This window comes from Agromyces sp. G08B096 (genome assembly GCF_040267705.1).
GTDB lineage: Bacteria > Actinomycetota > Actinomycetes > Actinomycetales > Microbacteriaceae > Agromyces.
In genome coordinates, this window is record NZ_CP158374.1 from 896708 (window position 1) to 916294 (window position 19587).

General features: G+C 71.4%; 18 protein-coding genes. 11 read left to right on the forward strand and 7 right to left on the reverse strand.

Annotated elements, in window-relative coordinates; all coding sequences use genetic code 11:
• Together ABIQ69_RS04480 and ABIQ69_RS04485 are read left to right on the forward strand one after the other, a co-directional pair.
• Entirely contained in the window at positions 1 to 654 is a 654-nt protein-coding gene (locus ABIQ69_RS04480) for a DUF4190 domain-containing protein (RefSeq protein WP_350349191.1), read from the forward strand.
• Between the two features lie 10 nt (positions 655 to 664).
• Positions 665 to 1165, forward strand: a complete 501-nt coding sequence (locus tag ABIQ69_RS04485; protein WP_350349192.1) for a DUF4190 domain-containing protein — start codon at positions 665 to 667, stop codon at positions 1163 to 1165.
• Here the strand turns inward: ABIQ69_RS04485 and ABIQ69_RS04490 are convergent, their stop codons facing one another.
• The gene (locus tag ABIQ69_RS04490; protein ID WP_350349193.1) at positions 1166 to 2356 is read right to left on the reverse strand and encodes an SAM-dependent methyltransferase; all 1191 of its coding nucleotides are present in this window, start codon (positions 2354 to 2356) and stop codon (positions 1166 to 1168) included.
• Positions 2357 to 2504: 148 nt separating this feature from the next.
• On the opposite strand from ABIQ69_RS04490, the gene groES reads away from it, so the two are divergent.
• The 3 genes from groES (at position 2505) to ABIQ69_RS04505 (ending at position 5360) form a co-directional block, all read left to right on the forward strand.
• Positions 2505 to 2801 carry a co-chaperone GroES gene (gene groES / locus ABIQ69_RS04495; protein ID WP_350349194.1) on the forward strand — a complete coding sequence of 99 codons (297 nt, stop codon included), beginning with the start codon at positions 2505 to 2507 and terminating at the stop codon, positions 2799 to 2801.
• A gap of 102 nt (positions 2802 to 2903) precedes the next feature.
• Positions 2904 to 3857, forward strand: a complete 954-nt coding sequence (rarD, locus tag ABIQ69_RS04500; protein ID WP_350349195.1) for an EamA family transporter RarD — start codon at positions 2904 to 2906, stop codon at positions 3855 to 3857.
• A gap of 216 nt (positions 3858 to 4073) precedes the next feature.
• A complete protein-coding gene (locus tag ABIQ69_RS04505; RefSeq protein WP_350349196.1) occupies positions 4074 to 5360 on the forward strand; it encodes an ABC transporter substrate-binding protein in 1287 nt (428 codons plus the stop codon).
• Positions 5361 to 5846: 486 nt separating this feature from the next.
• On the opposite strand, the gene ABIQ69_RS04510 is transcribed toward ABIQ69_RS04505, so the two are convergent.
• The 4 genes from ABIQ69_RS04510 to ABIQ69_RS04525 all read right to left on the reverse strand — a co-directional run bounded on the left by ABIQ69_RS04510 (position 5847) and on the right by ABIQ69_RS04525 (position 9824).
• Positions 5847 to 6602 carry an ABC transporter ATP-binding protein gene (locus ABIQ69_RS04510; protein WP_350349197.1) on the reverse strand — a complete coding sequence of 252 codons (756 nt, stop codon included), beginning with the start codon at positions 6600 to 6602 and terminating at the stop codon, positions 5847 to 5849.
• Positions 6599 to 7519, reverse strand: coding sequence for an ABC transporter ATP-binding protein (locus ABIQ69_RS04515; RefSeq protein WP_350350073.1), 921 nt, complete (start codon positions 7517 to 7519; stop codon positions 6599 to 6601). Before ABIQ69_RS04515 ends, ABIQ69_RS04510 begins: the two co-directional genes overlap by 4 nt.
• A gap of 85 nt (positions 7520 to 7604) precedes the next feature.
• Positions 7605 to 8585, reverse strand: a complete 981-nt coding sequence (locus tag ABIQ69_RS04520) for a branched-chain amino acid ABC transporter permease (RefSeq protein WP_350349198.1) — start codon at positions 8583 to 8585, stop codon at positions 7605 to 7607.
• 9 nt (positions 8586 to 8594) lie between these two features.
• The gene (locus ABIQ69_RS04525) at positions 8595 to 9824 is read right to left on the reverse strand and encodes a branched-chain amino acid ABC transporter permease (protein ID WP_350350074.1); all 1230 of its coding nucleotides are present in this window, start codon (positions 9822 to 9824) and stop codon (positions 8595 to 8597) included.
• Positions 9825 to 10208: 384 nt separating this feature from the next.
• Here ABIQ69_RS04525 and guaB point away from each other — a divergent pair, with 384 nt between their 5' ends.
• Positions 10209 to 11711, forward strand: a complete 1503-nt coding sequence (gene guaB, locus ABIQ69_RS04530) for an IMP dehydrogenase (protein WP_350349199.1) — start codon at positions 10209 to 10211, stop codon at positions 11709 to 11711.
• A gap of 59 nt (positions 11712 to 11770) precedes the next feature.
• Here guaB and ABIQ69_RS04535 read toward each other — a convergent pair whose 3' ends face one another.
• A complete protein-coding gene (locus ABIQ69_RS04535) occupies positions 11771 to 12922 on the reverse strand; it encodes an aminotransferase class I/II-fold pyridoxal phosphate-dependent enzyme (protein WP_350349200.1) in 1152 nt (383 codons plus the stop codon).
• Positions 12923 to 13045: 123 nt separating this feature from the next.
• Here ABIQ69_RS04535 and ABIQ69_RS04540 point away from each other — a divergent pair, with 123 nt between their 5' ends.
• The 5 genes from ABIQ69_RS04540 (at position 13046) to ABIQ69_RS04560 (ending at position 19145) form a co-directional block, all read left to right on the forward strand.
• A complete protein-coding gene (locus ABIQ69_RS04540; protein ID WP_350349201.1) occupies positions 13046 to 14755 on the forward strand; it encodes an ATP-binding cassette domain-containing protein in 1710 nt (569 codons plus the stop codon).
• Positions 14756 to 14801: 46 nt separating this feature from the next.
• Positions 14802 to 15926: a GuaB3 family IMP dehydrogenase-related protein gene (locus ABIQ69_RS04545; protein WP_350349202.1), complete on the forward strand. Its 1125-nt coding sequence runs from the start codon at positions 14802 to 14804 to the stop codon at positions 15924 to 15926.
• Between the two features lie 95 nt (positions 15927 to 16021).
• Positions 16022 to 17752 carry a glycerol-3-phosphate dehydrogenase/oxidase gene (locus ABIQ69_RS04550; protein WP_350350075.1) on the forward strand — a complete coding sequence of 577 codons (1731 nt, stop codon included), beginning with the start codon at positions 16022 to 16024 and terminating at the stop codon, positions 17750 to 17752.
• Positions 17753 to 17844: 92 nt separating this feature from the next.
• Complete coding sequence (locus ABIQ69_RS04555) at positions 17845 to 18339, forward strand: TrkA C-terminal domain-containing protein (RefSeq protein ID WP_350349203.1); 495 nt, start codon at positions 17845 to 17847, stop codon at positions 18337 to 18339.
• A complete protein-coding gene (locus tag ABIQ69_RS04560; RefSeq protein ID WP_350349204.1) occupies positions 18339 to 19145 on the forward strand; it encodes an SURF1 family cytochrome oxidase biogenesis protein in 807 nt (268 codons plus the stop codon). The genes ABIQ69_RS04555 and ABIQ69_RS04560 overlap by 1 nt, the downstream gene beginning before the upstream one ends.
• Positions 19146 to 19172: 27 nt before the next feature.
• On the opposite strand, the gene ABIQ69_RS04565 is transcribed toward ABIQ69_RS04560, so the two are convergent.
• Positions 19173 to 19577, reverse strand: a complete 405-nt coding sequence (locus ABIQ69_RS04565; protein ID WP_350349205.1) for a VOC family protein — start codon at positions 19575 to 19577, stop codon at positions 19173 to 19175.
• Positions 19578 to 19587 lie beyond the last annotated feature (10 nt).

Genomic DNA, 19587 nt, shown 5'->3' on the forward strand with positions numbered 1-19587 from the left:
ATGACCGATCCCAAGCAGCCGGGCGACGAGCCCGAGGTCCCCGCCGGCAGCGTGCCCGAGGCGGCGACGCCCGACGTGCCCGAGGTGCCGAGCGCGCCCGAGCCGCCGGCGGCCCCTGAGCCGCCCGCGGCGCCCGAGCCGCCCGCCCCGCCGGCGCCGCCGTCGTACGGCACCACGCCGCCTCCGCCTCCGCCCGCCTACGGGCAGCCGGCCTCGGCGGCGCAGCCCGCCTACGGCTCGCAGCCGGCGTACGGCTCGCAGCCCGCGTACGGCTCGCAGCCCGCGTACGGAGACCAGCAGGCGTATGGCAGCGGAGCGACCCCGCCGCCGGCGTACGGCTCGGCGCCGTACGGCACCGCGCCCTCCAAGCCGACCGCGGTCTTCAGCCTGATCTCGCTCATCGCGGGCATCGTGGGCGTCGTCTTCTCGCTCGCCGTGGTGTGGATCCCCGTCGTGGGCGGCATCCTGCAGCTGTTCATCCCGGCCGCGGCCGTGGTGCTCGGCTTCATCGGCCGCTCGAAGGAGCCGCACGCCAAGGCCATGTGGCTGACCGGCATCATCCTCGGCTTCGTCGGCATCGCCATCGGCCTGCTGTCGATCGTGCTGTGGGCCGTCGCGCTCGCCTCGTTCGACTCGTACCAGTACAACTACTGAGCGTCGCGCCATGAGTGACGAGCGTCAGGGGGTCCCGCCCGAAGGCGGGGCTCCCGGCTCGTCCCGCGACGGCCCGGGGCCGGATCTGCTCGCGCCGTACCGGCCCGGCGGCCCGACGTTCCAGGCCGACCCCGCCGTGCGGGAGGTCGAGGAGCAGTTCGACACCGGGCGGCTGCAGCAGCTGCCGACCGGTCAGCTCCTCCTCGTGCATCGACCAGGCGCCCCGGTCGCCGAAGCGGCGGCCGCCACCGACGAGGTGGAGGAGCAGCGACGCGTCTACAGCTGGGTCGGGGCGGTCGTCGGCTCGATCGGCGCACTCGCGTCGCTCTTCGTCGGATGGATGCTCCCGCTCGCCATCGCCGCGATCGTGTTCGGCGTGCTCGGCCTGCGGCGCGAGGAGCACGGGCGTACGCTCGCGTTCGTCGCCATCGGCACGGGCATCACCGGCCTCGTCTTCTCGGCCGTGTGGATCGGCTACTACGCCATCGTCTACGGCGCGCTCCCGGCCTAGTCAGCTTCGCTCGACGAGCAGCGTGACGCGCTGACCGAGCTCCTTCGTGACGACGATGGTCGCCGCCTCGTCGCCCTTGGGCTTCAGCCGCGTGCGCAGTGCCGCGGGGTCAACATCGACGCCGCGCTTCTTGATCTCGAGGCTTCCGATGCCCCGGCGCGCGAGCTCCTGGCGGAGCTGCCGCTCGTCGTTCGGCAGCCGGTCGAGCACGCGGAACCCCCGCGCGAACGGGGAGTCGAACGCCCGGTCGGCGGTGACGTAGGCGATGCCCTCCGAGAGCATCCAGCCTCCGTTCGCGCGGGCGAGATCTCCGATGAGCCGCGCGCGGATGACCGCGCCATCGGGTTCGTACAGGTACTCGCCGAGCGGCCCGGCGGGCGCGTCCTCGGTGTCGGCCGCCGCGGTGAGCTCGGCGGCATGGTCGCCACGGATGACGAGGGCTGAGCGGCCGACTCCCGGCCGCGCCAGCGGCCCGAACCAGACCGCGAGCTCGAGGACGTCGCCGTCGACCGAGACCCACTGCGCCTCCGTGCCGGCGGGCACGACGTCGCGGTCGGTGCCTGGGCCGAGCTTCACGCCCACCGCCATCCGCTGGGCCAGCCCGAACGCGAAGTCGAGGCCGGGGCTGTACGCGCTGGGGTGCGCGATGCGGGCGGCGGTGCGGCCGCGCGAGGTCGTCCGGCGTGCCGGATCGAGCCAGGCCCCACCGATGCCGCCGAGGGCGACCTCCTCGGCGCGGGCGTGCAGCACGCTCGCCCGCGGGAAGGGCGTCAGGTTGAATGCGGCGATCGCGGCCGTCACCTCGTCGGCGTCGGCCGCGGTCACCTCGAGGTCGACCGCGGCGAAGGCGAGCGCGTCGCCGCCGATGCCGCAGCCGAGGTCGGCGACGTGGCCGATGCCGGCGCGGGCGAAGCGGCCGGCATGGAGCGCGGCCACCTGGAGGCGCGTCGCCTGCTCGAGTCCGGCTTCGGTGAAGAGCATGCGTTCGGCGAACACGCCGAACTTCGCGCGCGCCCGGTGCCTGAGCTTCGCCTGGCTGAGGACGGCGGCGACGAGGGCGGGGGAGTGGCCGCGCTTGCGCAATTCGGCGACCGTGCGGACGACGTCGGCCTTCGAATCCCATTCCGGCAGCGAGTCGAGCAGCCGGAGGCCCTCGGGCGAGAGGAGTTCGACGAGCTCGGCGCGGTCCACCCGGCCACGCTAGCACCGCGGTCGCGAGGCATCCGCTCGACGAACCATTGGCACTCACGTTGCATGAGTGCCAGAGACTGCCTACACTCGTGTTAGCACTCTCAGCGTGAGGCTGCTAACCAAGTCTTCGTCTAGAAAGAGGTCAACCGTGTCGGTTTCCATCAAGCCGCTCGAGGATCGCATCGTCATCAAGCAGGTCGAGGCCGAGCAGACCACGGCGTCTGGTCTGGTGATCCCCGACACCGCGAAGGAGAAGCCCCAGGAGGGCGAGGTCGTCGCGGTGGGCCCCGGCCGCATCGACGACAACGGCAACCGCGTCCCGCTCGACGTCGCCGTCGGCGACCGCGTGCTGTACTCGAAGTACGGCGGCACCGAGGTGAAGTTCGGCGGCGAGGAGTACCTCGTGCTGTCGGCTCGCGACGTGCTGGCGGTCGTCGTCCGCTAATCGGTCGACCGCTTTCCCGAGGCCCGGGCGTCCACACGACGCCCGGGCCTCGTCGTGTCCCGCCATCGCGCCCACGTCGCCGGGCGGGCGTAGGCTTTCCCGGTGCGCACCCCCTCCACCACCGAGCCGCCCGGCGGCTCGACGCAGAGCGCCATCAGCCGGTCCGGCCTGCTGTTCGCGATCTCGGCCTACGTGCTGTGGGGCGTGCTGCCCATCTACTTCCTCGCCCTCGAACCGACCGGTCCGTTCGAGATCGTCGCCTGGCGCATCCTGCTGTCGTTGGTGTTCTGCGCCCTGCTCATCATGGTGACGCGGGCCTGGCGCACCTTCATCGCGTTGCTCGCCGACCGTCGCGTGGTCCTCACCATGGGCCTCGCCGGCGTGCTGATCTTCGTCAACTGGCAGACCTACGTCTACGCCACGCTCTCGGGGCAGGTCGTGGAGGCGGCGCTCGGGTACTTCATCAACCCGATCGTGACCGTCTTCCTCGGGGTCCTGGTGCTCCGCGAGCGGCTGAACGCGACGCAGTGGATCGCGGTGGGCATCAGTCTGGTCGCCGTCGTGGTGCTCGCCGTCGGCTACGGCCAGCTCCCGTGGATCGCCCTCGTGCTCGCGTTCTCGTTCGGCGTCTACGGGCTCATCAAGAAGCGGGTGGGGCCGAAGGTCGACGCGGTCTCGGGGCTCACGCTCGAGACGGCGTGGCTCGCTCCGGTCGCGGTCGTCCAATTGATCGTCGTCGCCTCCACGACCGGGCTGACGCTCGGCCAGGGCGGCGCCTGGCACACCGTGCTCCTGCTCCTGGCCGGAGCCGTCACGGCGGTGCCGTTGCTGCTGTTCGCCGCGGCCTCGCGCCGGCTCCCGCTCATCCACATGGGCTTCATCCAGTACTTCGCGCCGTTCATCCAGTTCATCGTGGGGGTGTTCGTGCTCCACGAGCCCATGCCGCCCGGGCGATGGGTCGGATTCGCGCTCGTGTGGGTCGCGCTCGTGGTGCTGACGTTCGACCTCGTCCGGGGAGCGCGCGCCGCGCGCAGGCAGGTCGCCGCGCTCACCTGAGCCGGCCCGCGCCGGAGCTCGATCGTTGCGTCGAAGCTCGGCCGCGGTCACCGATCGTGCGTCGGACGCGCGAATGTGTCGGAAATGTAACGCTTCCCGGGTGTTACCGGGTTGTGATCGGGATGCCTTGTTGCGGTATGCGGCCCGGAACTACTGTGACAGAACGGCGCGCCGCGAGGCGTGCATCGAACCATTCCTTCAGTCCCAAGGAGCAACATGAGCGTTTTCGGCACATCCCGACCCGCTCGTTCGCGCGGAAAGGTCTGGACGGGCGTCGCGGTCACCGCGGCCAGCGCCCTCCTGCTCTCCGCCTGCGCGAGCGGCGAGCCCGAATCCGGCGGCGAGAGCCAGGGCCCCCGCGACGAGCTGGCGCTCACCATCGGCACGGCGCTGCCGCAGACCGGCAACCTCGCCTTCCTCGGCCCGCCCGAGGAGGCCGGTGTGGCGTACGCCACGTCGCAGATCAACGAGGTGTCGGACACCACCGGGCTCTCGCTCGAGGTCGTCTACGGCGACTCCGGCGACACCGACAACAAGGCCTACGAGACCGAGATCCCCCGCCTCCTCGGCGAGGACGTCTCCGCCATCATCGGCGCGGCCTCGTCGGGCACGTCGCTGCAGTTCATCGACCAGGTCGTCGGCGCCGGCGTCATCCAGTTCTCGCCGGCCAACACGTCCGACGCGTTCACGACGTACGACGACAACGGCCTCTACTTCCGCACCGCACCGTCCGACGTCCTCCAGGGCGAGGTGCTCGGCAACCTGATCGCCGAAGACGGCAACCAGACGCTGGGCCTCATCGTGCTGAACGACTCGTACGGCACCGGTCTCGCGAAGTACGTGACCGAGGCGTTCGAGGCCGCGGGCGGCGAAGTCGTGGCCGCGCCGACCTACAACACCGGTGACACCACGTTCGACGCCCAGATCAGCGAGGTCCTCGCGGCCGACCCCGACGCGATCGCCCTGATCACGTTCGACGAGGTCACGACGATCCTCCCGGGTCTCTTCGGGCAGTTCCCGGCCGACAAGCTGTACTTCGTCGACGGCAACCTGAAGAACTTCTCCGACGCCGGGTTCGCTCCGGGCTCCCTCACGGGCGCGAAGGGCACCCTGCCCGGCCTCTCGATCGACTCGATCTCGGACTTCACCTCCGAGCTCGACGCCTTCCTCGAGGAGGAGGGCACGCCGGCGCTCGAGGACTACAGCTACGCGGCTGAGTCCTTCGACGCGACGGTGCTGCTCGCGCTGGCGTCGCTCGCGGCGAACTCGACCGACCCGGCCGACATCGCAGAGAAGCTCATCGAGGTCTCCGGCGGCGAGGGCGACGGCGAGAAGTGCACCACCTACGCCGAGTGCGCCGAGATCATCGTGGGCGGCGGCACCGCCGACTACGACGGCATCTCCGGTCCGATCACCTTCGACGAGGTCGGCGACCCGACCGAAGCGTCGATCGGCATCTACCAGTACGCCGAAGACAACACGTACGCGGCGTACGAGGGCTGATTCAGCCCGACCCGAACACGGGCCCCGGTCTTCGGACCGGGGCCCGTTTCGCGTGCGCGAGGCAGCGGTCGGCGCCTGCCGGGAGTCGCGTGGCACTGCCCGGCGGCTGACGCGTCCGGCGGCTGGCCAGCCTCGCGGCCGGCGAGCCCGGCGGCTGGAGAGCCCAACGGCTGGGCGAGCGCGGCGCGGGAAGCGCAGAGCGCGATCAGGAGGGAGCCCGCGAGCACAGGGCGCGGTGAGCGCAGAGTGCGCGGTTCGGCACCGAGCGCGGGAGCGCAGGGCGCCTCGCTGCCGGCGAATGAGGCACGCGGCTCGATGCGGACGGCTGCCCGGCTCGGGAGCTCGCGTCCAGCACGAGGCGTCCCGGAAGGCACGCCGGAGCGCATCGGTCGCGGCGCTCGCCGAGCGGACGGTGGCCCACCCTCCCGCGAACGACGAAGGGCGGGCCGCGCCGAAGCGCGACCCGCCCTCGTGGAGCGGCGTCGGTCAGGTGCCGAGCGTGCCGAGGTATAGCTCGGTGACCTTCGGATCGTTCAGCAGGTCGCGCCCGCTGCCCGTGTAGGCGTCGCGGCCCTGGTCGAGGACGTATCCACGGTCGCAGATCTGCAGGCAGCGCCGCGCGTTCTGTTCGACCATGATGCACGTCACGCCGGCCTTGTTGATCTCCGAGACGCGGATGAACGCCTCGTCTTGACGGACGGGCGACAGGCCGGCCGACGGCTCGTCGAGCAGGAGCACCTTCGGGTCCATCATGAGCGCCCGGCTCATGGCGACCATCTGGCGCTCGCCGCCCGAGAGCGAGCCGGCTCGCTGCTTCAGCCGCGAGCCGAGCTCCGCGAAGATCCCGGTGACGAACTCGAGGCGTTCCTTGTACACCGACGGGCGCTGGAACAGGCCCATCTGCAGGTTCTCCTCGATGGTGAGGCTCGGGAACACGTTGTTCGTCTGCGGGATGAACCCGACGCCGCGTGCGACGAGCTTGTTCGCCTTCAGGCCCGTGATGTCCTCGCCCTCGAGCGAGATCCGGCCGTCGCGGACGTTCACCTGCCCGAAGATCGCCTTCAGCAGCGTCGACTTGCCGGCGCCGTTCGGGCCGATGATGCCGATGAGTTCGCCCTGGTGGGCGACGAGCGAGCAGCCGTTCAGGATGTTCACGCCCGGGAGGTATCCCGCATGCACGTCGTCGACCACGACGACGGGCGTCGCGGTCGTCGTGGCGGCTCCGGTCTGGTTCGCGGTCACTGGTCCTTCTCCTCGAGTTCGGCGAGCCCGTCCTCCGCGAGGGTTCCCGCGTCGACCTGGGTCGACGCCGAGGCATCCGTCGTCGGATCGGCTTCGGAAGCGGTGAAGCGGCCGGTCACGACGCCCAGGTCGAGCTCCTGGTGAGCACCGAGGTACGCGTCGACGACGGCCGGGTCGCGCATGACCGTGTACGGGTCGCCCTCGGCGACCACGCGGCCCTCGGCCATGACGACGACCCAGTCGGCGATGTGCCGCACCATGTGCATGTCGTGCTCCACGAAGAGCACGGTCATGCCCTCGTCCTTCAGGTCGAGGATGTGGTCGAGCAGCGACTGGGTGAGCGCCGGGTTGACGCCCGCCATCGGCTCGTCGAGCATGACGAGCTTCGGCTGGCTCATGAGGGCCCGCGCCATCTCGAGCAGCTTCCGCTGGCCGCCGGACAGGCTCGCCGCGAAGTCATTCGCCTTGGTGTCGAGCTTGAACTTCGCGAGCAGGCGCATGGCGCGCTCCTCGATCTCGGCATCCTGTCGGCGCCACGCGGCGGGGATGAGGCTCGACCAGAAGCGCTCGCCGCGCTGCTCCTTGGCGCCGAGCTTCATGTTCTCGAGCACGGTGAGCAGGCCCAGCGCCTTGGTGAGCTGGAACGTGCGGACCTGACCCATGCGGGCGACCCGGTAGGCGGGCACGCCCGACAGCGACGTGCCGTCGAACGTCCACGAGCCCTCGTTCGGCTTGTCGAAGCCGGTGAGGAGGTTGAACAGCGTCGTCTTGCCGGCGCCGTTCGGCCCGATGAGCGCGGTGATGGCACCCCGGGGGATCTCGAGGTGGTCGACGTCCACCGCCGTCAGGCCGCCGAACGTGCGGCGCACGCCGTCGGCGACGATGATGGGGTCGATCTTGGCGACCCCGGGCTTCACGTCGCCGACGTGGAGCCCGGTGGTCTTCGGGCGGGGCGTCGGCGCCGTCGCGGGCGCCGCCGTGGGCTCGTTCGGAGCCGGGAACTCACTTGACAAAGGTCAGCTCCTTCTTGTTGCCGAGGATGCCCTGCGGCATGAAGATCACCAGCAGCATGAGCGCGACACCGACGAGGATGAAGCGCAGCGTGCCCGCCTGGATCTGCGACATGAACGGCAGGACACCGGCCTGGACGAGTGCCGGCAGGAAGTTCGACAGGAACGTCTGCAGCACCCAGAAGATGAGCGAGCCGAGCAACGGCCCGAACACCGTGGCCGCGCCGCCCAGCAGCAGCGCCGTCCAGACGAAGAACGTGAGCGAGGTCACGTACACGCCGGGGCTCGCCGCGCGGTCGAGCGCGTAGACGATGCCGCCCGCCGCGGCGAGCACGCCGCCGAGGACGAGGGCCTGCATCTTGTACGAGAAGGCGTTCTTGCCGAGGGCGCGCACGGCGTCCTCGTCTTCGCGGATGCCCTTCAACACGCGGCCCCACGGGCTGCGCATGAGCATCCAGACGACGAGCACGGCGATCGCGAGGGTGACGAGGCCCATGATGCGGACCCACCACTCGTTCGCGGTGTACGTCCACGGGCCGAACCCGTACGTGCCGGTCGGGATCGGGTTCGCGTCGCGGAACGAGCTCTGGTACCCCGAGAGCCCGTCGGCCGAGCCGGTCACGTCGTCGAACGCCGTGGTGAGGAACAGCAGGCGCACGACCTCGGCGGCCGCGATGGTCACGATCGCGAGGTAGTCGCCGCGCAGCCGCAGCGTCGGGACGCCGAGGATGAGGGCGAACACCGCCGCGGCGACGAGGCCGACGAGGATCGCGAGCCACCACGGGAACCCGAAGGTGAGCGACGAGATCGCGTAGCCGTACGCGCCGATCGCCATGAAGCCGGCGATGCCCATGTTGAGCAGGCCCGCGTAGCCGAAGTGCACGGCAAGGCCGAGCGCCGCGAGGGCGTAGCCGATGGTCGCCGGGCTGAGGATCGACGACAGCGAGTTCGAGAGGATCTGAAGCCAGTCCATGGTGCGCGCCTACCCGATTCTCTCTCGACGGCCGAGGATGCCCTGCGGCCGGAACAGCAGGATGACGATGAGGATGACGAGGGCACCCGCGTACTTGAGGTCGTCAGGGATCCAGAGCCCCGACACCTCGACGAGCACGCCCACGATCAACGAGCCGATGAGCGCGCCGAACGCCGTGCCGAGCCCGCCGAGGGTCACCGCCGCGAACATGAGCAGCAGCACCTGCGCGCCCATGTCCCACTTGATGCCCGGCCGGTAGTACGCGTACAGCACGCCCGCGAGGCCCGCGAGCCCGCCGGCCACGATCCACACGATGCGGACGACGTGGTCGACGTCGATGCCGGATGCCGCCGCGAGCGAGGAGTTGTCGCTGATCGCGCGGGTGGCCTTGCCGAGCCGCGAGTAGGTCAGCCAGAGCGCGAAGCCGACGATCACGAGGATCGAGATGATGATCGAGGCGATGTCGATCCAGCTCAGCTGCACCGGCCCGAAGGACATCTTCGGGTCGGAGGCGTACGGCAGCTGCGTGGTGCCGCCGCCGATGAAGAACTGGTAGAGGTAGCGCAGCGCGAGCGAGAGGCCGATGCTGACGATCATCAGCTGGACGACGCCGACGCGCTTGCGTCGCAACGGCCGCCAGAGGATGACGTCGAGCACGAGCCCGAGCACGGCGCTCAGCACCACCGCGAGCGGCAGCCCGATCCAGAGCGGCAGCGCGAGCGCGCCCGCGCTGACCAGGAACGAGGCCGCGACGGCGCCGAAGGTCACCATCTCGCCGTGCGCGAAGTTCGAAATGCCGGTCGTGCCGAACACGAGCGACAGGCCGACGGCCGCGAGACCCAGCATGAGTCCGAAGTTCAGGCCCTGTACGAGTCGCTGCAGGAACTGGTCCCACACGCTCGTGACGTTGCGCTCGCCCTCGCCGATGAAGAAGTTCACCGTGACCCGGCCTCCGGCGCCGACGGTGACGTCCTTCTCGTTGGGGCTGTCATCGCCCTCCTCGACGACGGCGATGCCCTCGGGCAGCGTCTCCTCGTCGAGGGTGACGGTGTAGTCGGCGTTCTTCTCGGGGACGCCGACGCGCCACTGGCCGTTCTCGTCGGTCTCGACCTCCTGCTCACCCCCTGGGCCGTCGATGACGAGGACGACGCCCTCGAGGGGCTCGCCGTCGAGTTGGACATTGCCGCTGATGCGGAACGGATCGTCCTCGTCGGCGGCCGCGGGGCCCGCTGAGAGCATCAGCAGGGCGATCACGGCGGCCATCGCGGCGAGGAACACGCCGATCAGCCGGAGCAGGCGTCCCGGTGGGGACGCGACGACAGGGGATGGGGATCTCACGAAACCTCCAGTCGGGACACCACGGCTCGACGTCGGTCCCGTCGGCCGTGAAGGAGACGCTATGAGCGTAGTGTGTCGGCGGTGTTTCGTCGGCGCGTCAGACGACAACCGCGGCCGAATCGTGAGAAACGGATGCCTCGCGCGCAAGGATCGCGCGCGGGAATACTCGCGCAGCCCGGGCGATTACAATCGGTACACACCGCGCGAGGCAGATCCCGTCGGCGCCGGTGTCCCCGGATGCCGATCACGCGGACGGCACCTATCGAACAGCGGAGGCGCGCCCACATGGACCAGCACGACCCCTTCGGATTCACGGGTCTCACGTACGACGACGTGCTGCTCCTGCCGGGGCGCACCGACGTGATCCCGAGCGAGGCCGATACGAGTTCGCGTCTGACCCGCCGCATCACCGTGGCGACGCCGCTGCTCTCGGCCGCGATGGACACCGTGACCGAGGCCCGCATGGCGATCGCCATGGCGCGCCAGGGCGGCATCGGCATCCTGCACCGCAACCTCTCCATCGCCGACCAGGCCGACATGGTCGACCGGGTGAAGCGCTCCGAGTCGGGCATGGTCTCCAACCCGGTGACGACGTCGCCCGAGGCATCCGTCGCCGACGTCGACCGGCTGTGCGCGACGTACCGCGTGAGCGGCCTGCCCGTCGTCGACGACGACGGCATCCTCGTCGGCATCATCACGAACCGCGACATGCGCTTCGTCTCCGACTTCGAGAAGGCGTCCACCAAGGTCTCCGAGGTGATGACGAAGGCGCCGCTGATCACCGGCCGCGTCGGCATGAACCCCGACGAGGCCCTCGCGATCTTCGCGCAGCACAAGGTCGAGAAGCTGCCCCTCGTCGACGAGGCGGGCCGACTGACCGGACTCATCACCGTGAAGGACTTCGACAAGTCCGAGCAGTACCCGAACGCGACGAAGGACTCCGAAGGGCGCCTGCGCGTGGGGGCCGCGATGGGCTTCTTCGGCGACGCCTGGGAGCGCGCCGAGGCGCTCCGCGACGCCGGCGTCGACGTGCTCGTCGTCGACACGGCGAATGGCGAGTCGGCCGGTGTGCTCGACATCATCCGCCGGCTGAAGGCCGATCCGACCTTCGCCCACATCGACGTCATCGGCGGGAACGTGGCGACCTACGAGGGCGCCAAGGCGCTCGTCGACGCCGGCGCGGACGCCGTGAAGGTCGGCGTGGGCCCCGGCTCGATCTGCACCACGCGCGTCGTCGCGGGCGTGGGCGTGCCCCAGATCACCGCCGTGTACGAGGCATCCAAGGCCACCCGGCCCGCCGGCGTGCCGCTGATCGCCGACGGCGGCCTCCAGTACTCGGGCGACATCGCGAAGGCGCTCGTCGCCGGCGCCGACACGGTCATGCTCGGATCGCTCCTGGCCGGCACGGCGGAGAGCCCGGGCGAGCTGGTCTTCCAGAACGGCAAGCAGTTCAAGACCTACCGCGGCATGGGCTCGCTCGGCGCGCTGCAGACCCGTGGCAAGAAGACGTCGTACTCGAAGGACCGCTACTTCCAGGCCGATGTGCCGAGCGACGACAAGCTGATCCCCGAGGGCATCGAGGGCCAGGTGCCGTTCCGCGGGCCGCTGTCGGCCGTCGCGTACCAGCTCATCGGCGGCCTGCGCCAGTCGATGTTCTACGTCGGCGCCCGCACCGTGGAAGAGCTGAAGACCAAGGGCCGCTTCGTGCGGATCACGCCGGCGGGCCTCAAGGAGTCGCACCCGCACGATGTGCAGATCGTCGTGGAGGCGCCGAACTACACCCGCTGACGGTCAGCGCGGCGCGGCGGAGCCGCGACGTCCTCGCGTTCCAGCGCGCGGCGATCGTCTCAGCGTGCGTCGGCGAGTCGCGTGATCGCCTCGCCGAGCACCTCGGGCGAGCAGGCGAAGTTGAGTCTGGCGTGCCCGCGTCCGGCGGATGCCCCGAAGTCGGGCCCGACGCCGAGTGCGACCCGCGCCTGTTCGAGCGCGTACGCCGCCGGGTCGTCTCCCCACCCGAGGGCGGAGAGGTCGAGCCAGGCCAGGTAGGTGGCGTCGGGCATGCGGTAGCGGACGCCCGGCAGCTCGTCGGCGAGGAGATCGGCCAGCAGCCGGCGGTTGTCGTCGAGGCTCGCGAGCACGCCGTCGAGCCACGTGCCGCCGTGCCGGAACGCGGCGACGGAGGCGATCGAGCCGAACTGGCTCATCCGCCACTCGACCTCGTACGGGAAGCCGGCGCGCACGCGGTCGCCGCGCTCGCTCGCCGTGACGACCAGGGCGGCCTTCAATCCGGCGATGTTGAACGCCTTCGTGGCGGCCGTGACGGCCACGCCGACCTCGCGCGCGGCATCCGAGACCGTCAGGAACGGCGTATAGGGCGTGGCGGGCTGGGAGAGCGGGCCGTGCACCTCGTCGCTGACGACGGTCGCGCCGTGGCGCTCTGCGAGCTCGGCGAGCGCGCGAAGGGTGCCGGCGTCGTGGACGTGGCCGATGGGGTTGTGCGGATTGCAGAGCAGCACCGCGCGCGCCCCGGCCTCGAGTGCGGCGTCGATGCCGGCCAGGTCGACCGACCACCCCTCGTCGATGCCGCCGAGCATCGGCACCTCCACGACCACGCCCCCGGCCTCGGGCACCAGGTCGAAGAACGGGGGATAGATCGGCGGCATGATCACGACGCCCTCGCCCGGCTCGACCACCTGGCGCAGCACCTCGACGATGCCCATGCTGACGTCCGCGGTGCAGGTGACGCGGCCGGGGTCGACGTCCCACCCGAGTCGCGCGGCGGCGAACTCCTGGAACGCCTCGGCCACGGGCCGGCTGCCGGAGATGTACCCGGTGTCGGAGCGGCGGATCGCCGCGTGCAACGCGTCGGCGATCGGCTCGGCGAGCGGGTAGTCCGTCTCGGCGACCGGCAGCGGCAGCACATCCTCGGGGTAGAGGCGCCACTTCGCGCTGGTGCGGGTGCGGAGGAGGTCGATGGGGTCTGCCGGCACGCGATGCATCCCTCCATCCTGCCCCGTCCGCTGGCGAGCGGCATCCCGCACCGGTAGTCTGATCGGCTGCCCGGTCGCACCAGGCGGCGCGGCCCGCGATCGCGCGCGCCGCCCACCGAATGGATGCTTCGCATGGGATTCCTCGACGTCAACGGCGTCTCCTTCTCGCTGCCGGACGGCCGGCCGCTGCTCGCCGACATCGCCTTCCGCGCGACCGAGGGGCGGACGACCGCGCTCATCGGCGCGAACGGCGCAGGCAAGACGACGCTGCTGCGGATCATCCGCGGCGAGCTCCGTCCCGACGAGGGCAGCGTGCAGGTCGACGGCGGACTCGGCGTGATGGACCAGTTCGTCGGCACCGGACGCGTCGTCGCGGGCGTCGACGCCACGGTCGGCGGACTCCTCGTGTCGGTCGCGCCCGCGCGGATCCGCGACGCGGCCGTCGAACTCGAGGCGGCCGAGGCGGCCATCATCGACCGCGACGACACCGCGAACCAGATGCGGTACGCCGCCGCGCTCGCCGAGTACGCCGAAGCGGGCGGCTACGACCAGGAGGTCGTCTGGGACCACTGCACGATGGCTGCGCTCGGGGTGCCCTGGGAACGCGCGCGGTGGCGCGACCTCGGCACGCTGTCGGGCGGCGAGCAGAAGCGGCTGGCGCTCGAGGCGCTGCTGCGCGGGCCCGAGCAGGTCCTGCTGCTCGACGAGCCAGACAACTCGCTCGACGTGCCGGGCAAGCGCTGGCTCGAGCAGCAGCTGCGGCAGACGCCGAAGACCGTGCTGCTCGTCTCGCACGATCGAGAGCTCCTCGCGCGCGCGGCCGACCGCATCGTGACGCTCGAGGCGAGCCCGGCCGGCAGCAGCGCGTGGGTGCACGGCGGCGGGTTCGAGGGCTACCACGACGCGAGGGAGGCGCGCTTCGAACGGCTCGACGAGCTGCGCCGCCGCTGGGACGAGCAGCACCAGCAGCTGAAGACGCTGGTGGCGACGCTCAAGGTCAAGGCGACCTACAACGACGGCATGGCGTCGCGGTACCAGGCCGCGCTCACGCGGCTGCGGAAGTTCGAGGAGGCCGGTCCGCCCGAGGAGCGCCCGCCGGCGCAGGCCGTCTCGATGCGGCTGCGCGGCGCGCGCACGGGCAAGCGTTCGGTCGTCGTCGAGCGGCTCGAGCTCACCGGGCTGATGAAGCCGTTCGACCTCGAGGTCTGGTACGGCGACCGGGTGGCGGTGCTCGGCTCGAACGGGTCGGGCAAGTCGCACTTCCTCCGGCTGCTCGCCGCGGGCGGCACGGATCCCGACCCGATGCAGGGCCACGTCACCGATCAGGGCGAGCGGCTCGTCCGCGAGGCGCCCGTCTCGCACACGGGCCGCGCGGTGCTCGGCGCGCGCGTCGTGCCCGGGTGGTTCGCGCAGGGGCACGAGCTGCCGGAGTTGCGCGGGCGCACGCTGCTCGACATCCTGCACCGGGGCGACGCGAACCGGGACGGGATGCCGCGCGAGCAGGCGAGCTCGGCACTGGACCGGTACGGGCTCGCGGCGTCGGCGCTGCAGGTGTTCGACACGCTGTCCGGCGGACAGCAGGCGCGCCTGCAGATCCTCCTGCTCGAGCTGTCGGGCGCGACGCTGCTCCTGCTCGACGAGCCGACCGACAACCTCGACCTGGTCTCCGCCGAGGCGCTGGAGGACGCGCTCACGCGCTTCGACGGCACGGTGCTGGCGGTCACGCACGACCGGTGGTTCACGCGGGGCTTCGACCGGTTCCTCGTATTCCGCTCCGACGGCGAGGTCGTGGAATCCGACGCACCGGTCTGGGACGAGCAGCGAGTGGTGCGCGCACGGTGAGGGGCGGCCCCGGGCGCGTCGCCGGGCCGTTGGGTAGGGTTGTCGGGTGACCCAGGAGATCGAGATCGGCCGCTCAAAGCGGGGCCGCCGCGTCTACGCGTTCGACGACATCGCGATCGTGCCGAGCCGGCGCACGCGCGACCCCGAGGACGTCTCCGTCGGCTGGTCGATCGACGCCTACCAGTTCGACCTGCCGTTCCTGGCCGCACCGATGGACTCCGTGGTCTCGCCGACGACGGCGATCATGATGGGCCGGCTCGGTGGGCTCGGCGTGCTCGACCTCGAGGGACTCTGGACCCGCTACGAGAACCCCGAGCCCGCGCTCGCCGAGATCCGCAACCTCGAGCCCGGCCGGGCCACGGCCCGCATGCAGGAGCTCTACTCCGAGCCGATCAAGCCCGAGCTCGTGACGGCGCGGCTCGCCGAGATCCGCGCGGCCGGCGTCACGGTCGCCGGGGCGCTCTCGCCGCAGCGCACGCAGGAGCTGTACGAGACGGTCGTGGCCGCGGGCGTCGACCTCTTCGTCATCCGCGGCACCACGGTCTCGGCCGAGCACGTGTCGAAGAACCAGGAGCCGCTGAACCTCAAGAAGTTCATCTACGAGCTCGACGTGCCGGTGATCGTGGGCGGGGCGGCGACGTACACGGCGGCCCTGCACCTCATGCGCACGGGCGCGGCGGGTGTGCTCGTCGGCTTCGGCGGGGGAGCGGCGTCGACGACGCGCGCGGCCCTCGGCATCCACGCCCCCATGGCGACCGCGGTCGCCGACGTCGCCGGCGCGCGACGCGACTACCTCGACGAGTCGGGCGGGCGTTACGTGCACGTCATCGCCGACGGCGGCGTGGGGGCGTCGGGCGACATCGTGAAGGCCATCGCGTGCGGCGCCGACGCGGTCATGCTGGGCGCGGCGCTCGCGCGGGCGACGGATGCCCCGGGCGGCGGCTGGCACTGGGGCGCCGAGGCGCACCACCCCAAGCTGCCGCGCGGTCAGCGCGTCCAGGTCGGCCAGGTCGCGTCCCTCGAGGAGATCTTCTACGGGCCCTCGCCGAACGCCGACGGCACCGCCAACCTCGTCGGGGCCCTGAAGAAGTCCATGGCGACGACCGGCTACTCCGACCTGAAGGAGTTCCAGCGGGTCGAGGTCGTCGTCGCGCCCTACCAGGGCGTCTGAGGCGGTCCGCGCGTCCGTGGCATCCATCGGTGGCCTCGGGTAGCGTGGAGAACGCGAGCGGCGCCGGCCGTGGCGTCGCCGGAATGGGGGCGACGATGGCCGTGGTCAAGTCGGTGGCACGTTCGACGAAGCTCGGACCCGAGGAGCGCGAGGCGGCGATCGCCCGGCTCAAGGAGAAGGAGCTCGACATCCTCGTCGTGGGCGGGGGCATCGTCGGCACGGGCGCCGCGCTCGACGCGGTCACGCGGGGCCTGTCCACGGGCCTCCTCGAGGCGCGGGACTGGGCGTCGGGCACGTCGAGCCGGTCGTCGAAGCTCGTGCACGGCGGCATCCGGTACCTCGAGCAGCTGGACTTCCGGCTGGTGCGCGAGGCGCTCATCGAGCGCGGTCTGCTGCTGCAGCGCATCGCGCCGCACCTCGTGAAGCCGGTGCGTTTCCTCTACCCGCTGAAGACACGGGTGTTCGAGCGGTTCTACGTCGGCGCCGGCATGATGCTCTACGACATCTTCAGCTACTCCGGCGGCCGCCCGCCCGGGGTGCCGCACCACCGCCACCTGTCGAAGCGTCAGGTGATGCGGGCCATCCCGTCGCTCGCGCCCAACGCGCTCGTCGGCGGCCTGACCTACTACGACGCGCAGGTCGACGACGCCCGCTACGTCGCGAGCCTCGCCCGCACGGCGAGCTTCTACGGCGCCCACGTGGCGAGCCGGGTGAACGTCGAGGGCTTCCTCAAGGTCGGCGAACGTGTGGTCGGGGTGAAGGCGCACGACCTGCAGACCGGCGAGCACTTCGAGATCCGGGCGAAGCAGGTGGTGAACGCCACGGGCGTCTGGACGGACGACACGCAGCGCATGGTGGGCGAGCGCGGCACCTTCAAGGTCCGCGCGTCCAAGGGCATCCACCTCGTCGTGCCGCGCGACCGCATCCAGTCGGCGATGGGCATGATCTTCCGCACCGAGAAGAGCGTGCTCTTCGTCATCCCCTGGGGGCGGCACTGGCTCATCGGCACGACCGACACCGACTGGAACCTCGACAAAGCGCACCCCGCGGCGACCGCGGCCGACATCGACTACCTGCTCGAGCACGTGAACCGGGTGCTGAACATCCCCCTCACGCGTGAGGATGTCGAGGGCGTGTACGCCGGGCTCCGCCCGCTCCTCGCTGGCGAGAGCGAGGAGACCTCGAAGCTGTCGCGCGAGCACGTCGTGGCGCACACCGTGCCGGGGCTCGTCGTCGTGGCCGGCGGCAAGTGGACGACGTACCGGGTCATGGCGAAGGACGCGATCGACGCGGCCGCCGACGCGCTCGACGGGAAGGTGCCGCCGTCGACGACGCAGGACATCCCGCTGCTCGGTGCCGAGGGCTACCAGGCGGCGTGGAACAAGCGCGGCAAGATCGCTCGCGCGTTCGGCGTGCACAAGGTGCGCATCGAGCACCTCCTGAACCGGTACGGCACGATGACCGACGACCTGCTCGACCTGATCCGCACCGATCCGTCGCTCGGCGAGCCGCTGCCGGGGGCCGACGACTACCTCGGCGCCGAGGTCGTGTACGCCGCGACCCACGAGGGGGCGTTGCACCTCGACGACGTGCTCGCCCGCCGCACCCGCATCTCGATCGAGGCGTGGGACCGGGGCGTCTCGGCGGCACCGGTCGCGGCGAAGCTCATGGGCGGCGTGCTCGGCTGGGACGAAGCGCGCGAGCGACTCGAGGTCGAGCGCTACCTGCAGCGGGTCGAGGCCGAGCGCGCCTCGCAGGAGCAGCCGGACGACGAGTCGGCCGACCGTGTGCGACTCGAGGCGCCGGATATCGTGAAGGTCGACTGAGCCGCGGCCCGCGCTCTCGGCGCTCGCCCGGGTTCGCCGCCCGGCGCGCCGGTAGACTGGCGAGCGCAGCCGAGTCGAGGAGTCGTGAGCCCATGGTCGAAGTCCGGCGGGTCGACCTGCCCGGCGTGGGCGTGTTGCACTCCTTCACCACGGCCGGCGGCGTCGAGGTGTCGGTGATCGCCCACCGGACGGGCTCTCGCGACCTCATCACCCGGCTCTACGGCGAGGAGCACGCGGTGCCGAGCCTCCGGCTCGAAGACGAGGAGGCGCGCACGCTCGCCGATCTGCTGGGCGGCACGCGCATCGTCGAGTCGATCGCCGAGCTCGACGATCTGCCGGGCGTGCCGATCAACTGGATCGGCGTGGACGCCGACGACGCGCTCGCCGGACACCGGCTCGGCGAGGTCGCCGTGCCCGAGGGCGTCACGATCGTCGCCGTCGTCCGCGACGACGACGCGACCCCGGCGCCGGCCCCCGGGCGGGTGCTCGAGCCCGGCGACCTGCTGGTCGCGGTCGGCCCCGAGGACGGCGTGCAGCGGCTGCGCCGCGCCGTCGCCGAGGGACCCGGCGAGGGGCTCTCCGACTGATGCTCCGCATGATGCTGCGCCCGCGCTGGGTGCTCGCGCTGGTGGCCGCCCTCGCCGTCGCGGCCGCGTTCGCGCTCCTCGGCCAGTGGCAGGTCGAGCGTGCGGTCGAGCAGGCGACCGTCGTCGAACGTCCGACCGAGCAGGTGCGGCCGCTCGAAGGACTCGTCGAGCCCGACCGTCCGACGCCGCAGGCGGCGACGGGGCAGATGGTCGAGGTGGCCGGCAGCTTCGTGCCGGGCGACACGCTGCTCGTCGACGGGCGGCTGAACGACGGCGAGAGCGGCACCTGGGTGGTCGCGCACCTGGAAGTGACGGATGCCCCCGCAGGCGGTCTGCCCGTCGCGCTGGGCTGGGCCGCCGACCGCGAGGATGCGGCCGCCGCGGCCGAACGGTTCGAGGCATCCATCGACGAGGGAGCGGTCGTGACCGTCACCGGACGGTTCCTGCCGAGCGAGGCCCCGATGCTGCCCGAAGACGACGCCGATCCGCAGCAGATGAAGACCGTCGCCGTCGCGCAGCTCATCAACCGGTGGGCGGACTACGACGACCGTCCGGTGTACTTCGGCTACGTGACGTCGGCGGAGCCCGCCGATGGGCTGGTGGCGATCGTGTCGCCGCCGCCCGAGCAGCAGGCGGAGCTGAACTGGCTGAACGTCTTCTACGCGGTGGAGTGGGTCGTCTTCGCGGCGTTCGCGATCTACCTCTGGTACCGGCTGGTCCGCGACGCGGTGGAGCGCGAGCGGGAAGAGGCCGAGCAGGCCGCCGCGGATCGCGCGGCGACCGCCCCGACGGGGCCGGCGGAGTAGTCGACCGGAGCGGCCGAAGCGCCGCGCTCAACCGCCGAAGGCGGCGAGGAACTCGGGCGCGGGCTCGATCTCGGTGATCACGTCGACGAGCACGCCGCCGGGATCGCGCACGATGACGTGGCGCTGACCGAAGGGCTCGTCGCGGAGGGCCTGCACGACGGGGACTCCGGCCGCCGTCAGGCGCGCGGCGACCTCGTCGACGTCGTCGAGCTCGAGGTTCACGAGCACCCCGGCGGCGGGTATGCCGTATCCGGCCGGCACGGATTCGTGCGCGGGGTCGAGCAGGGCGAGCTCGTGGCCCGACTCGGGGTGGCGGAGACTGACGTACCAGTCGGCCTCGAACGTCGCGGCGAAGCCGAAGTGTTCGCGGTAGAAGGCGGCGCTTGCGGCGACGTCGGTGGTGCAGAGGACGGGGTAGCAGCCGGTCGGCATTAGCTGGCTC

What these genes read in the sequence shown, in the direction of transcription:
- ABIQ69_RS04480 (WP_350349191.1), top strand. Translation starts at nt 1, where the DNA reads ATGACCGATCCCAAGCAGCCGGGCGACGAGCCCGAGGTCCCCGCCGGC.
- ABIQ69_RS04485 (WP_350349192.1), top strand. Translation starts at nt 665, where the DNA reads ATGAGTGACGAGCGTCAGGGGGTCCCGCCCGAAGGCGGGGCTCCCGGC.
- ABIQ69_RS04505 (WP_350349196.1), top strand. Translation starts at nt 4,074, where the DNA reads ATGAGCGTTTTCGGCACATCCCGACCCGCTCGTTCGCGCGGAAAGGTC.
- ABIQ69_RS04520 (WP_350349198.1), bottom strand. Translation starts at nt 8,585, where the DNA reads ATGGACTGGCTTCAGATCCTCTCGAACTCGCTGTCGTCGATCCTCAGC.
- ABIQ69_RS04525 (WP_350350074.1), bottom strand. Translation starts at nt 9,824, where the DNA reads ATGCTCTCAGCGGGCCCCGCGGCCGCCGACGAGGACGATCCGTTCCGC.
- guaB (WP_350349199.1), top strand. Translation starts at nt 10,209, where the DNA reads ATGGACCAGCACGACCCCTTCGGATTCACGGGTCTCACGTACGACGAC.
- ABIQ69_RS04535 (WP_350349200.1), bottom strand. Translation starts at nt 12,922, where the DNA reads ATGCATCGCGTGCCGGCAGACCCCATCGACCTCCTCCGCACCCGCACC.
- ABIQ69_RS04540 (WP_350349201.1), top strand. Translation starts at nt 13,046, where the DNA reads ATGGGATTCCTCGACGTCAACGGCGTCTCCTTCTCGCTGCCGGACGGC.
- ABIQ69_RS04550 (WP_350350075.1), top strand. Translation starts at nt 16,022, where the DNA reads ATGGCCGTGGTCAAGTCGGTGGCACGTTCGACGAAGCTCGGACCCGAG.
- ABIQ69_RS04555 (WP_350349203.1), top strand. Translation starts at nt 17,845, where the DNA reads ATGGTCGAAGTCCGGCGGGTCGACCTGCCCGGCGTGGGCGTGTTGCAC.
- ABIQ69_RS04560 (WP_350349204.1), top strand. Translation starts at nt 18,339, where the DNA reads ATGCTCCGCATGATGCTGCGCCCGCGCTGGGTGCTCGCGCTGGTGGCC.
- ABIQ69_RS04565 (WP_350349205.1), bottom strand. Translation starts at nt 19,577, where the DNA reads ATGCCGACCGGCTGCTACCCCGTCCTCTGCACCACCGACGTCGCCGCA.